Origin of the sequence: Bacillus sp. SRB_331 (assembly GCF_003264175.1) — a bacterium.
Taxonomy (GTDB): domain Bacteria; phylum Bacillota; class Bacilli; order Bacillales; family Bacillaceae_G; genus Bacillus_A; species Bacillus_A mycoides.
The window spans coordinates 25,755-40,299 of the sequence record NZ_NADV01000047.1 but is presented as its reverse complement, the minus strand read 5'-3'; the positions used below and the strand labels follow the sequence as shown (position 1 = coordinate 40,299).

Sequence of the window (14,545 nt, the reverse complement as noted above, 5' to 3'; positions counted from 1 at the left end):
ATGTGGTATTGGTTATGAATCATTCCATTTATCCCGCTATTAACGAGCAGTAAGACTCCCATCTCAAAAGTCGGCTAAAGCAAAGAAGTTAGGTGAGGGTGGGGCTGCTCGTAAAAGCCCGATTGATTCAACTAATAATCAGTGGGGGATGGACAAAATCCCCACTAATTAAAGTTTCACTTTATTTTATTACGAGTATAAGAAATAAATGAGCGGTGTTTTTTAAACCAGTAATATAGTTATCATTCAAACAGTATAAAGAAAGTCTAATTGCTAAGAAGTGAAATGAAAAACAGAAACTATTAAAAAATAGTTTCTGTTTTTTTATTTTGTCAATTAAATGTAACAAACGACGATTATGATTTGAATCAATTGAAAATAATTCAATAACCTTAATAAATATAATTTGAATTGAAATGTATGGTAGGAGGAAAAGGAATGCTTAATAAAATAATTTTAATTACTGGTGGTACAGGTTCGTGGGGACATGAACTTATAAAACAACTATTAGAAAAATCACCGAAAGAAATTAGAGTTTTTTCAAGGAATGAAACGGTTCAGTTTGAAATGCAGCAACAGTTTATAAATGAAGAGAGATTAAAATTTATTATTGGAGATATTCGTGATAAAGAGCAACTAGTATATGCTTGCCAAGGTGTACATTATGTATTTCATCTTGCGGCTTTAAAGCATGTTCCAGTATGTGAATATTATCCTTATGAAGCTATAAAAACAAATATACATGGTACGCAAAATGTAATTGAAGCATCTATCCAGAATCAAGTTGAGAAAGTTATATATGTTTCAACTGATAAAGCGGCCGATCCATCAAATACGTATGGGATGACAAAAGCAATTGGTGAAAAATTAATGGTTCATGCGAATGTGCAAACGAAGAAAACAAAATTCATTTGTGTTCGTGGCGGAAATGTTTTAGGAACGAGTGGAAGTGTGGTACCGCTTTTTAAAAAGCAAATTAAGCAATCTTCAAAAGTAGGGATTACCGATGCAAATATGACTAGATTTTTCTTAACCATTGAAGATGCTGTTGGATTGTTATTTAAAGCAGCATCTGAAGGAAGAGGAGGAGAAATCTTTGTTATGAAAATGCCAGCATGTAAAATAACGGATTTAGCAAGAATATTGATTGAAGATTCAAAAAAAGAAAACGTGAAGATAAAAGAGGTAGGGATAAGACCTGGTGAAAAATTAAGTGAAATGCTTTTATCTGAGGTAGAGAGTAAAACAAGTATTAGTTTTGATCAAAATTATTTTGTGGTACTACCGACTATTCCTATAGAAGGACTTCAAGAATATTATGCTAGTTATCCGCTTGTGGATGTGAAGAGTTTTAGTTCTCAACAAGACTTACTTACAAAACATGAGGTGAAACAAATGTTAGAAAAAGGAGGGTTTTTACGATGAAAAGAAATGCGAGCCTTTTAATAACTGGTGCAAATGGCTTCACAGGACGTCATGCTTGCCAATATTTTTTAGAGCAGGGCTTTCATGTAATTCCTATGTTTCAAAATCGTTCACATAGAGAAAAAATCGAAAATGGTATTACTTGTGATTTAACAAATAAGAGTGAAGTAATGAAGGTAATTAAACAAATAAAACCAGACTATGTATTGCATTTAGCAGGAAGAAACTCAGTTAATGAGTCTTGGACAGCTTCTCTGGAATATATAGAGATTAACGTAATAGGGACTTTATATTTATTAGAAGCCATTAAGCAGGAAGCCTCGCATTGTAAAACATTAGTTATAGGATCTGCATTGCAAGCAAATAGTATGAAAAACATAAAAGTTTCAAATCCATATAGTTTAAGTAAAACTATGCAAGTCATTATTGCGGAGGCTTGGGGCGGATTAATGGATTCAAATATTATCATTGCAAAGCCCTCAAATTTAATTGGTCCAGGAGTATCGAATGGTGTTTGTTCAATTCTCGCAAAAAAAATGATAGATATAGAATCGGGTAGAAGTAAGGCGATTATTGAAGTAAACAGTTTGAAAGATATTAGAGACTTTCTAGATGTACGTGATGCAGTTAAATCGTATCATGTGTTATTACGTGATGGTATAAATGGAAAACAATATAATATTGGATCAGGAGTAAAACGCTCTTTATTAGATGTATTGGAACAATATAAAGGATTAACACAGTTGAATTTTACTATAAAAGAAACAGAGAATAGTGAGAGCGGCTCAAATGAAAGTTTAGTATTAGAGGATATAAAAAAGTTAGGTTGGGTTCCAGAAATCCCATTTCAGCAATCATTAAAAGATGTACTTGAGTATGCGAAGTGTAGTGACATCTGCATTTAATGAAAAATATAAAAGGATGTAAGAAATATATGAATTGTTATGAGACTATAAATAATCAAAATATGCTATCGCTTTCGATTGTTGATACGCTGGATTGGAAAGATGAAGAAGAACATGTTTTGCGCATCTATGAGGCGATAAATACATGTCGAGCATATGTGGAAAAGGTTAATCGAAAACCCAAAACAATATATACAGGAACTAGGCCTGTAATCCAAGTCTTTACTCAGTATGAATGTAGTGAGTATGGAAATGATTTTTATGAACTCATCAAAGATCTTTTTCAAGACATAGGTCTGGAGTTAAAGATTTATATAAATCATAGTAAGTTAATGTACATTTGAAAGATTACTATAAAGCTAGACTTTAAATGATAAAGGTGGATATAAGTTATGAATAAAAAGATTCTCTTTACTGGGGGCGGTACAGCCGGACACGTAATGATTAATATGGTATTGATTCCTAAATTTATGGAAAAAGGATGGGGAGTTGAGTATATTGGATCTCAAAATGGAATTGAAAAAGTATTAGTTCAAAATGTTAAGTACAATAGTATTTCAACGGGGAAGCTCCGGAGATATTGGGATTGGGAGAACTTTAAAGATCCTTTTAAAATTATAAAAGGCTGCTTACAAAGTTATAAATTAATTAAGAAAATAAAGCCTGACGTTATCTTTTCGGCAGGAGGATTTGTTTCAGTTCCTGTAGTAATAGGGGCATGGTTAAATAGTGTACCTATCGTAATACGTGAACCAGATAGCACGTTAGGACTTGCAAATAAAATAGCATTACCTTTTGCTACAAAACTATGCACAACATTCCCTCATACAGGGAAGAATGTAAGTAATGAGAAAAAGGTTTATGTAGGACCAATTGTAAGGGAAGAAATTGAGAGAGGTAACGTATTACGAGGAAGAAGGTATTGTGAATTTCAGCAAGATAAACCGGTATTGTTAATAATGGGTGGGAGTCAAGGTGCTAAGTGGATAAATGATATGGTAAGGAAAAGTTTAGATACATTATTATTAAGTTTTAATATTGTTCATATGTGTGGTAAAGGGAAGGTGGATCCTTCTATCGGAATGGAAGGTTATATGCAATTTGAATATATAGGGGAAGAGTTGCCACATATACTGAATATGGCAAGTGTTGTAGTTTCCAGGGCTGGTTCTACTGCTATTTCTGAATTGTTATTTTTGAAGAAACCGATGTTGCTTATTCCGTTAACTAATGGTTCCAGTAGAGGGGATCAAGTTTTAAATGCTGACTATTTTTCTAGGCAAGGATATGCGGAAGTATTACTTCAAGATAGAATAAGCACCAGTACATTTACAGATGTGGTAAATAAGTTGTATGTAAATAAGGAGAGATATATTCAAAACATGAATGGATTTAAGAAAACAAATGAGGAGGGAATTCATCAATTAATAGATTTAATAAATGAAGTAGTTAAATAATAAAAAAAGGAAAGAAATTATTTTCTTTCCTTTTTACTATAGTTGTTCAAATTCATTATTACCTATAACGATTACATTCCGTATAGAGTTATATGCATTTTGATTTACTATGGACGAATACCGTTTTCTAACAGCTTAGTAAATGCATTGGCATAAATAGGTTTACTGTAATAGTAACCTTGAATAAACTGACATTTATTTTTTTGAAGGAAATTTACGTGTTCTTTCGTTTCTACGCCTTCAGCAATGACGGACATTCCTAATGTATTTGCTAATGTGATGATTGTTTTAATGATTTCCATTCCATTTTCACACGTTTCAGACATTGTAATAAATTCTCTTGGGATTTTTAACGTATCGATTGGATATAAAGGTAAGTAGGCTAGGGAAGAATAGCCTGTACCAAAGTCGTCGATTGAAATGTGAATCCCTAAACTTTTTAGTGTACGCAGTTTTATCAATGTTTCTCTCTCATCCATCATTGCAATTCGTTCTGTTAATTCTAGATCAAGGGAACTTGCTGGTAAGCCTGTAGTTGCTAAAGTAGAAGAAATAGATTTTACAAAGCCTTCTTGTTCAAATTCTTTAGCAGATAAATTTACCCCTATTTTTAAATGCGAATATCCGAGTGCGTGCCAACGTTTCATTTGCTCACAAGCCTGCTGTAATGTCCATTTTCCTATTGGAATAATTTGTAGTGTTTCTTCTGCAATCGGAATAAACTCGTATGGAGAAATAACACCTAATTCAGGATGATTCCACCTGATTAAAGCTTCTGCACCGATAATTTTATTAGATTCACTATCAACTTGAGGTTGATACAAAAGGAACAATTCTTCATTTTGTATTGCGTTTGGTAAATCTTTTTCTAATCGTAATCGTCTTTCGATTTTTTTAGCGATTACATCGTCATAAATAGAGACAGAGTTAAGCTCTTTTGCCTTTGCATCATACATTGCAACATTAGCGTTTTTCAGAAGTGTAGCGGTATCGATTCCGGAATGTGGATAAATGGAGATACCGATACTCAGTGATAAAGTTAATTTATGCTCATGTATGACAAACGGCTTTTCCATGCTTTCAAATAATTGGTTACATAACTCGAATAAGGAATCTTCGTCAGTATAGTTTTCAATTAAGATTGTAAACTCATCACCACCGATTCTTGACAGATGAGTATGTGATGGAAGACATGATTGGAAACGTTTTGCTACTTCTTCTAATATGTAATCACCTGACGAATGTCCAAGTGTATCGTTAATTACTTTAAAGCGATCTAAATCTAAATATAATAATGCAAACTCACTTTGTGTTGTTTGAGCATTTTTTATAAATTTTCTTAACTTCCTATGGAAAAAGGATCGGTTCCCAATTTTCGTTACAGTATCGTGGAATGCTAAATATTTTATTTCTTCTTGTTGTTTTTTTAGTGCGGTAATATCCTTTACCATAATATAGCTTCCTGAAATTTCTCCATCTATCATAATAGGAACGATGGTAACGTATAAAAAATAAGTAAATCCATCTTTATATTGAGAACTAAGTTGTAAGGATGCTGATTCTTGTTGTTTAACTTTTTCTAATGCAGATATCAGTTTATGTTTATCTGCATCTAAAATAATAGAAAAACATGTCTCACCAAGTAACTCGTTCGTTGGTGCTCCAAGTAGTATGCTTCCTGCTTTATTTACATTTAAGAATATTCCATTTAAATCAATCGTAAAAATGGGATCAGGATGATATTCATATAATGATTTGAATTTTTGTTGTTTCTGAGATAGGGCCTCTGATTTATGGACTAAATCAGAAGTTCTTAAAGTAACTTTTTCTTCTAGTTGAGCATTAAATACTTGTAAACGTTTTGTTAGGGTGTCGTTTTGCATACGCACAATAGAATGGCGAATAAGTACGAAAACAAAAGCGATACAATTTCCTGTAATGAGAGTTGAAGACGATGTTTGTTCTTTTAATGTAAACCCGATTAGTATTGCAACAGCAAGATAGGGAAATACGACTAATACTTTTTTTCCTAGTATAGGGTTTACAATGAAATAATTTTTATGGCTATTATCATCTTCTAAAATAGACCCAGCTATTGCGATAAGCAATATAGGTATTCTATATAAAAGACGTAAAAATGTTATAGTGTCAGTTGATAAATGGGTATTTAAGTAAAAATAAATATAGTTAAAAGTTGCAGAACTAATCAATACAAAAATAAAGATATAAATTTTCCGCTTGGACTTAAAAATTGTTGGGCGGAAAAAGAGACTAACACCTAGTAGAAGAAATAATAGATCTGCAATTGGATATAGAAATGAAAGGAAAATATCTCCGAGTGAAAGTGAGAATATATTTAAATTTGGCTGATTAAATAAATACCATTCTAATGTGAATATGGAAGTAAGTACTATACATATATCACAAATAAAGAAAGCTCTTTCCCATTTAGTGCATTCTTTTAAGATCTTATAGCAGAAAGCGATAAGGCAGAAGAATAGAAAAAACATGTAAAATACATCAGAAATAGTAAAATGATGTATTGGAAGTTCGAAAAAGGTATCTTGATACGTATATACTACTTTTCCTAATAAAAAACTACCAATTGCAATTGTAATACATATCCAAAAAGGATTTGAACTAACTTTTTTAGAGTATATAGAGTAAATTAGCGATATAAATGTAATGACTTCAACGATGAGTGAAGCGAAGCGTACATTGAAATTTGAAAAATTAGTAGGGAACAGAAAGAAAAACATAAAATAGATTGAATAGCATATTAATGTTGTGATTAATATACATAGCTGTAAATTTTTATTTAATTTCAAAAAGATCACCTTCTTTAAGTATGTACTATATTCGTAATATCTGTACATAATAATATTACTTAAGGATTGTATCAGATTTCCTTATAAAAAGCATGCTTATAAGGAAAAAAACAAGAGTGCAATAATTCTTGAAAATGAAAAAACACTGCATTTAATGATTTTTAGTGTATCAAGATTTTAGATGGGAATTGTATATTTAGTCATCCAGTATATTTTAAAGGTTTTTTAGTGCTTTGCAAGTGGAGATGCAAATTTGCATATAAAATGATGGGATTTTCTTTCTAGGTGAGTTTTTGATTGTTATAGGCTAGTAAGTAACACCTTTGTATGTATCTATTTTCATACTAATGAGGGATTTCAAAAATGTTTTAAGTATATACAATAAAATATAGTCATTCATTACGTTTTTAGTATGGGAGGAAAAGCATGAAAAATTGGGTGAAGTTTCGAATAGCACGTCCAACAGATAAGTTTGAAGAGGTTATAGCATTCTATGAAAAAGGATTAGGTTTAAAGCGTATAGGTGAATTTTACGGTCATGAAGGTTACGATGGCGTCATGTTTGGACTACCAGATGAAGAATATCATTTAGAATTTACAAGATATATAGATGGGAGCCCATGTCCAGCTCCAACAAAAGATAACTTACTTGTATTTTACATGCGAGAAGATAGTGAAATGAAAAAAGTGAGTAAAAGGCTGCATACAATGGGGTATGGTGAAGTAGAACCAGAAAATCCGTATTGGAAAGAAAAGGGGATAACGATAGAAGATCCGGATGGTTGGAGAATTGTATTGATGAAAATAGAAGAATGAGGTGTGGCGAAACTAGAGGAGAAAGACGTTTTGAGTTTTGATAGTGTAAAAGAAAATATATAAGCTTCCTTGAAGGGGATAAAATCAAGGAGAAGCTTTTTTGTGAATTTATCTGAAGATTAACATTTGATATTTTTTTCTGGAAAGATATGAAATAAGAACGTATATTCTTATGGGTTGATAGTCATGTCTTTAAAGAGGGATATAGAAAAGGGAGGAATTATGAATACATATATCTATATGGTTAGGCATGGTGAATCGCCAAAATTAGAAGGAAATGAAAGAACACGTGGATTAACTGAGAAGGGAATTTTAGATGCTCAAAGAATAACTGAGATATTAGAAACAGAGGGAATTAATACTTTCATTTCAAGTCCGTATAAGAGGGCTATGTTAACGATAGAAGAGTCAGCGAATCTCCATGAAAAAGAAATATTAGTATATGAAAATCTTAAAGAGTGTAAGTTTTCAAATGAAGATAAAATTATATCGGATAAGGAAGTGTACCCACTTGTAAAGGAGATGTTTTTTAATCCAGAATATGCACTGACGGATGGAGAGTCATATGCGGATTGTCAGAGAAGAGTAGTGAGAGTGTTAAAAGAAATATTAATGAATTTTCAAGGACATAAAATTGTAATTGGTACACATGGGCTTGTAATGACACTAATGATGAACTATTTTGATAATCAATATGGACTTGAATTTTTAATGAATACATCCAAACCGGATATATATAAGCTAGAATTTAAAGAAGAGCAATTAATGAATGTAGAGAGATTATGGAGAGAAGAATGAAATGGGGTATATGGAGTGTGTTTTAAAAATTACTTTTAAAACACACTCTTTTGCATTAAGTTGAGTTTTAAATATTTTCACTAATACGTTCTTTGTTTTTGTTATTTAAAGTATGTAAGAGTTTTTGAAATACCTTAAATGAATGCTGGAATATTGGACTTTGAATAAAAGTGTATAGAAAAGTTACGATAAAAACAGGACCTCCTAGCATGAATCCAATGACTAGTACAAAGCATTCTACAATGATTCGAGCACGGCTAATAGATAACCCAGTTTTGTCAGAAATGGTAAGCATGAATCCATCGCGGGGTCCAGCACCAATGCCAGCCGCGACGTACATGCCGCCCCCAATTCCTGTAATTGCAATACCAGAAAATAAAATGAGTAAGTTTATCCATAAATAATCACTAGCGTTTGGAAGGATTTTTAATTGTAAGAAAAAGTCCATAATAGGACCGATAAGTAGTGCATTTAAAAATGTGCCCACGTTTATATATTTTCGATCTACTAGTAAAGAGATAAGAACGAGACATAATCCACATATGACACTCCAAGTACCAATTGTCCACCCAAACCGTTGGTAGAGAGCCATATTTAAAACTTCCCAAGGATGTAAACCGAGGAATTTAACTTTGACTGCGAGAGCATTTCCAAGTCCAAAAAAAATTAATCCTAGGAAAAAAAGAAAATAGCGAAAGAGAGTTAGCCTCATCTTTAAAACCTCCCAATATATAATGATGTATATTACATGTTTGAATTTCAATGTACAAATATTATGTCTTTTTATGATTTATTAAAAATGTAAATAGATATATATTTCCACAGTCAAAAAAGTTAAAATATTTCGTTATAAGGATTATAATAGAGAGAGAACTATAAAAGGAGTGAACGAATTTGAAACAAGAACTTATTGAAAGATTTACGAGATATGTAAAGATTGATACACAATCAAATGAAGAAAGTCATACAGTGCCTACAACACCAGGGCAAATTGAGTTTGGTAAGTTATTAGTGGAAGAGTTGAAAGAGATTGGGTTATCAGAAGTGACGATGGATGAAAATGGTTACGTAATGGCAACACTGCCTGCTAATACAGATAAGGATGTTCCTGTAATCGGCTTTTTAGCTCATTTAGACACAGCAACAGATTTTACAGGGAAAAATGTAAAACCACAAATTCATGAAAATTTTGATGGTAATGCGATTACGTTAAATGAAGAATTAAATGTTGTGTTAACACCTGAACAGTTCCCGGAATTACCATCATATAAAGGACATACAATTATTACAACTGATGGTACAACACTTCTTGGAGCAGATGATAAAGCTGGTCTTACAGAAATCATGGTCGCAATGAATTATTTAATACATAATCCGCAAATTAAGCATGGAAAAATAAGAGTAGCATTTACACCAGATGAAGAGATTGGTCGTGGGCCAGCTCATTTTGATGTAGAAGCGTTTGGTGCATCGTTTGCTTATACGATGGACGGAGGTCCATTAGGTGGTTTAGAATATGAGAGTTTTAACGCTGCAAGCGCCAAATTAACTTTTAGAGGGACAAATACACATCCTGGAACAGCGAAAAACAAAATGCGTAACGCAAGTAAACTCGCTATGGAATTCGATAGACAGTTGCCAGTAGAAGAGGCGCCAGAATATACAGAGGGATATGAAGGGTTTTATCATTTACTCTCTTTAAATGGTGATGTCGAGCAAAGTAAAGCTTACTATATTATTCGAGATTTTGATCGTAATCATTTTGAAGCGCGTAAAAATAACATTAAAGATATTGTGAAAAACATGCAAGAGAAGTACGGTGAAGATGCGATTGTTTTAGAGATGAATGATCAGTACTATAACATGCTTGAAAAAATTGAACCAGTGCGAGAAATTGTTGATATTGCATATGAAGCGATGAAAAGTTTAAATATCGAACCGAACATCCATCCAATTCGTGGTGGAACAGATGGATCACAATTATCGTATATGGGATTACCAACGCCAAATATTTTCACTGGTGGTGAAAACTATCACGGTAAATTTGAGTATGTTTCGGTAGATACTATGGAAAAAGCTGTTCAAGTAATTGTAGAAATCGCAAGACGATTTGAAGAACAAGCTTAAAAAGAGAACCAAGTAGTAATGAAGTGCTACTTGGTTCTTTTCTATAGTAAAAAATACAAAGTGAAACTTGTTACAAGACGTTTGTAAAAGGGGAAATGTTATGAGTGAAAATCAGTTTCATGGTTATATAGGGACATATACCAAAGCAGAGAGTAAGGGGATTTATAAATTTATACTTGATACGAACATCGGAGAACTTAAAGGGATTGAATTAGCAGCTCATATAGGAAGTCCGACATATGTAACGATTAGTCATAACAACGAGTACCTTTATTCTGTTGCGAAAGATAATGGGTTAGGTGGAATTGCTAGTTTTTCCATTCATAATAAATCCGGTAATCTAAATTCGATTAACATGCAAGTTTTAGAAGGGGTATCGCCGTGCTATGTAAGTGTGAATCGGGAGAATAGTATAGTAGTAGCAGCTAATTATCATAAAGGAACAGTAGAGTCCTATTTAGTGAAAAAGGATAATGGAAGTTTAAATGCTGCTACGGTAATTGTAGAACATAAAGGGTCAGGACCAAATAAGGAAAGGCAAGAAAAGGCACATGCTCATTATATGGATTTTACTTCTGATGAAAAATATGTAGTAGCAGTTGATTTAGGAATAGACAAGGTGATTACATATAAAGAAAGTGATGGAGAACTAATAGAAGTTACACGGTGATCTGTAAAACATGGTAGTGGTCCAAGGCATCTTATATTTCATCCAAGTGCGCAGTATGCATATGTTATGACAGAATTAAGTTCAGAGATTATTGTACTTCAATATGATGCAAAGAGTGGCAGTTTTAAAGAAAAACAATACATTTCTACATTACCTGAAGATTTTAGAAAAGATAGTTACGGAAGTGCAATTCACATTTCTTCTGATGGCAAGTTTGTTTACGCAGCAAATAGGGGACATAATAGTATCGCGGTTTTCCGAGTGAATGGGCACAATGGAGAGCTCGCTTTTATTGAAACAGTATCGACAGAAGGGGATTGGCCACGTGATTTTTCTTTAGATCCGGATGAAAAATTTTTAATTGCAGCGAATGAAAGATCTAATACTTTGACTTTATTTGCTAGGGATGAAATGACAGGGGAGCTAACGCTTGTACAGACGGACGTAAATGTTCCAGAGCCAGTATGTGTGAAGTTTTTACATGTGAAAAAATAGATAGGTTTCCCTATCTATTTTTTATTAGGAAATTTTAATATAGCACCCGCCACAAATAAAAAGTCGCGTAAGACTCCCAATTTGTCCAATTTGATGCAAATTCTTTTATTTCATTTTTAGTCGGTTTCTTTTCGGAACCTGTTATAAATTTAATTGCATTATGCAAACCAACATCATCAATTGGAAAAGCTGAAGGGAATCGTAAACAACGCATCAAAACATAGTGAGCTGTCCATGGCCCTATACCGCGAATGCTAGTTAATTGTTTTTCAGCTTGCTTCACATCTTGTATTTGTAATAGAGATTCTTTTGATAATTTACCTTCTGTAATGAGCTGCGCGACGTCAATTAAGTATTCGCACTTTCTTGTAGTCATTTTTAATGTTGCGAGATCTTCTACATCTAAATTTGCTATTACTTCAGGTGATGGGAATATCCAATGTTTTCTACCGTTCCAATCTACATAATCGCCAAAATTTTCGACTAATCTTCTTTTTAGAGTATAGGCATATGTGAGGTTGATTTGTTGACCTAGAATCCCCCAGCATAGTGCTTCAAATAAATCCGGAATTCCCAAAGTACGAAGACCGTAAAATTCTTTAATGGGTTTTTGAAGGAGTGGGTCGTGTTTAGCTAATTTATAGAAGGGAGCTAAATCAGTAGTTAAATCAAACCACTCTTTTACATAGTTAGATACGGCATCGTGTGCCCATTTTTCAGAGACATATGATTCTCCTAAAAAACGTATTTGAATATTACTATCGGCATTCAAACCAATTTCAACTAATGGATTTATGTTTTGAACAGGAATGACTTTATAGATTTTATTGTTTTCAATATGAAACATACATTCATTTTTAGAACGCGATAGATAGCGTAAGTTTTCTTGAAAACTAAATTCTTTTGGAACGACTAAAGACAATATTCCATTACAATCCTCTGTCATATTTACTCCTCCCGAAGCGCTTCTAATTTGAGCAATTCTTTTTTCATTGCTAAACCACCTCTAAAACCGGTAAGTTTACCATTTTTCCCAATAACGCGGTGACAAGGAATAGTGATAAGCAGAGGATTTGCCCCAACGGCAGTCCCAACTGCACGTACAGCGTTAGGTTTTTGAATTCTTTCCGCAATCTCTGAATAAGAATGTGTCTCCCCATAAGGAATTTCACGTACCGTATTCCAAACAGCTAATTGAAATGCAGTTCCGTAAACATCGATAGGAATTGTAAAGGTTTCTAGTTTGGTTTCCAAATACTCGATAAGTTCTTTTGTATATGTTTGCAGATAATCTGGATTTTGGATTAATGTATGTTGTGGCAGTTTTTTGCTAGCCCACGTATTTAGTTCTTCAAAAGTTTCATTTTGCGATCCGATGAAGCATAATCCATTTGAAGTAGCTGCAATATGCATACGCCAATGTTTATGAATAAGCAATGTCCAATATATAGTTTTATTTTCATATGGTTTCATTATTTCATACCTCTTTTATTCCGTTCTTTTTTCGATATTCAGTAGGGGTAAATCCTATCTTCTTTTTAAATAAAGTCGCGAAATACTCCGGATTTTCTATCCCGACATCAGTACTAATTTCCATAATGGATTGATTTGTATGTGAAAGGTATTCTGTCGCTTTTTTAATTCTGAATTGCTGTATATATTCTATTGGACTAATCCCTACAATTTTCTTGAAAGTGCGTTGTAGATGATAAGGGCTACCATGGCATATTTCTGCGAGTAAGTCGAGGGTTAGCACGTCACAATAATGTTTTTGGATATATTCTTTAATTTGCTCTACCCATTCTTCATTAGGTAAAGTTAGCCCGTTTGGTTTACAACGTTTACACGGACGAAAATTTTCATGTAATGCTTGCTCTGCCTTAAGAAAAATACGTACATTGTTTTTATTCGGTATTCTCGATTTACATGATGGTCGGCAAAAAATACCGGTTGATTTTACAGCGTAAAAGAATTTGTCATCATATGTGGAGTCATTATGAATAATTGCTTGCCAATACTCATTTGTTACTGTGAACTCTTCATTATGCACAGAACATCACCTCTGGCATTAGTATAACCTGAATAAAGTACGTATGTACGTATTTACGAATGTAAGAGCAAGATTACAAAGATGAAACTATGATAGGGTATCTATTTTGTGTTAGCATGAAAATTGAAAATGCACATCAAGAGGAGGAACATAGATGAAGTTGATTTCATGGAATGTAAATGGTTTGCGAGCAGTTATTGCAAAAGGTGGATTTTTAGAATATCTAGAAGAATCCAATGCAGATATATTTTGTTTACAAGAGATTAAATTACAAAGTGGACAAATTGATTTAAATTTAGATGGATATTATACATATTGGAATTATGCTGTGAAAAAAGGATATTCAGGAACGGCTATTTTTACAAAAAAGGAACCGCTTTCTGTTACATACGGATTAGGAATTGAGGAACATGATCAAGAAGGACGAGTCATTACTTTAGAATTTGAAGATTTTTATATGATAACGTTATATACACCAAACTCCAAACGTGGATTAGAACGCTTAGATTACAGAATGAAATGGGAAGATGATTTCAGGGCCTATATTAAACGATTAAATGAAAAGAAATCAGTTGTTTTTTGCGGAGATTTAAACGTCGCACATAAAGAAATAGATTTAAAAAATCCAAAAAGTAACCGTAAAAACCCTGGATTCTCTGATGAGGAGAGGGAGAAGTTTACACGTACTTTAGAAGAAGGATTTGTTGATACGTATCGCTACCTTTATCCTGATCAGGAAGGAGCATATTCGTGGTGGTCGTATCGTATGGGAGCGAGAGCAAAAAATATTGGATGGCGTTTAGATTATTTTGTTGTCTCGGAAAGAATGAAAGACAAAATAACAGAGGCGAAAATTAACAGTGAAATAATGGGATCAGACCATTGTCCAGTTGAATTACATATAAATTTCTAAAAAAAGAAGTATCTCGCTAATAATAGGCGGATACTTCTTTTTAATTCAGTTTGTTAAAATT

The 14,545-nt window shown here is 33.0% G+C and carries 13 protein-coding genes and 1 pseudogene; 9 read left to right on the top strand and 5 right to left on the bottom strand.

Features of this window, described 5'->3' with window-relative positions; all coding sequences use genetic code 11:
• Positions 1-438: 438 nt before the first annotated feature.
• Genes B5P42_RS27365 through B5P42_RS27350 form a run of 4 tightly spaced genes read left to right on the top strand, consistent with a single transcriptional unit; the run spans position 439 to position 3,787 of the window.
• Positions 439-1,425: a UDP-N-acetylglucosamine 4,6-dehydratase family protein gene (locus tag B5P42_RS27365; RefSeq protein WP_002142824.1), complete on the top strand. Its 987-nt coding sequence runs from the start codon at positions 439-441 to the stop codon at positions 1,423-1,425.
• Positions 1,422-2,330 (top strand): SDR family oxidoreductase, encoded by a 909-nt coding sequence (locus B5P42_RS27360; protein ID WP_113735708.1) that lies wholly within the window; start codon positions 1,422-1,424, stop codon positions 2,328-2,330. Before B5P42_RS27365 ends, B5P42_RS27360 begins: the two co-directional genes overlap by 4 nt.
• Positions 2,330-2,674 carry a DUF6572 domain-containing protein gene (locus tag B5P42_RS27355; RefSeq protein WP_181458839.1) on the top strand — a complete coding sequence of 115 codons (345 nt, stop codon included), beginning with the start codon at positions 2,330-2,332 and terminating at the stop codon, positions 2,672-2,674. The genes B5P42_RS27360 and B5P42_RS27355 overlap by 1 nt, the downstream gene beginning before the upstream one ends.
• A gap of 48 nt (positions 2,675-2,722) precedes the next feature.
• On the top strand, positions 2,723-3,787 hold the full coding sequence (locus tag B5P42_RS27350) for an undecaprenyldiphospho-muramoylpentapeptide beta-N-acetylglucosaminyltransferase (RefSeq protein ID WP_113735706.1): 1,065 nt from the start codon (positions 2,723-2,725) through the stop codon (positions 3,785-3,787).
• Between the two features lie 107 nt (positions 3,788-3,894).
• On the opposite strand, the gene B5P42_RS27345 is transcribed toward B5P42_RS27350, so the two are convergent.
• Positions 3,895-6,615, bottom strand: coding sequence for a putative bifunctional diguanylate cyclase/phosphodiesterase (locus tag B5P42_RS27345; protein ID WP_113735705.1), 2,721 nt, complete (start codon positions 6,613-6,615; stop codon positions 3,895-3,897).
• 426 nt (positions 6,616-7,041) lie between these two features.
• On the opposite strand from B5P42_RS27345, the gene B5P42_RS27340 reads away from it, so the two are divergent.
• Both B5P42_RS27340 and B5P42_RS27335 read left to right on the top strand, forming a co-directional pair.
• Complete coding sequence (locus B5P42_RS27340) at positions 7,042-7,431, top strand: VOC family protein (RefSeq protein ID WP_002014647.1); 390 nt, start codon at positions 7,042-7,044, stop codon at positions 7,429-7,431.
• 222 nt (positions 7,432-7,653) lie between these two features.
• Positions 7,654-8,229, top strand: coding sequence for a histidine phosphatase family protein (locus B5P42_RS27335; protein ID WP_113735704.1), 576 nt, complete (start codon positions 7,654-7,656; stop codon positions 8,227-8,229).
• Between the two features lie 67 nt (positions 8,230-8,296).
• Here B5P42_RS27335 and B5P42_RS27330 read toward each other — a convergent pair whose 3' ends face one another.
• The gene (locus B5P42_RS27330) at positions 8,297-8,941 is read right to left on the bottom strand and encodes a YczE/YyaS/YitT family protein (RefSeq protein ID WP_088034632.1); all 645 of its coding nucleotides are present in this window, start codon (positions 8,939-8,941) and stop codon (positions 8,297-8,299) included.
• 182 nt (positions 8,942-9,123) lie between these two features.
• On the opposite strand from B5P42_RS27330, the gene pepT reads away from it, so the two are divergent.
• Positions 9,124-10,356 (top strand): peptidase T, encoded by a 1,233-nt coding sequence (gene pepT, locus B5P42_RS27325; protein ID WP_113735703.1) that lies wholly within the window; start codon positions 9,124-9,126, stop codon positions 10,354-10,356.
• Between the two features lie 100 nt (positions 10,357-10,456).
• A pseudogene (locus B5P42_RS27320) lies at positions 10,457-11,521 on the top strand (lactonase family protein).
• 34 nt (positions 11,522-11,555) lie between these two features.
• Here the strand turns inward: B5P42_RS27320 and B5P42_RS27315 are convergent.
• From B5P42_RS27315 to B5P42_RS27305, 3 genes are read right to left on the bottom strand one after another with little or no spacing between them, the layout of a single operon-like run.
• Positions 11,556-12,467 carry a DNA-3-methyladenine glycosylase 2 gene (locus B5P42_RS27315; protein ID WP_044439851.1) on the bottom strand — a complete coding sequence of 304 codons (912 nt, stop codon included), beginning with the start codon at positions 12,465-12,467 and terminating at the stop codon, positions 11,556-11,558.
• Positions 12,468-12,469: 2 nt separating this feature from the next.
• Entirely contained in the window at positions 12,470-12,994 is a 525-nt protein-coding gene (locus B5P42_RS27310) for a methylated-DNA--[protein]-cysteine S-methyltransferase (protein WP_002087987.1), read from the bottom strand.
• A gap of 4 nt (positions 12,995-12,998) precedes the next feature.
• Complete coding sequence (locus B5P42_RS27305; protein WP_113735702.1) at positions 12,999-13,571, bottom strand: bifunctional transcriptional activator/DNA repair enzyme AdaA; 573 nt, start codon at positions 13,569-13,571, stop codon at positions 12,999-13,001.
• 154 nt (positions 13,572-13,725) lie between these two features.
• On the opposite strand from B5P42_RS27305, the gene B5P42_RS27300 reads away from it, so the two are divergent.
• Positions 13,726-14,484 (top strand): exodeoxyribonuclease III, encoded by a 759-nt coding sequence (locus B5P42_RS27300; protein WP_044439849.1) that lies wholly within the window; start codon positions 13,726-13,728, stop codon positions 14,482-14,484.
• Positions 14,485-14,545: the final 61 nt, after the last annotated feature.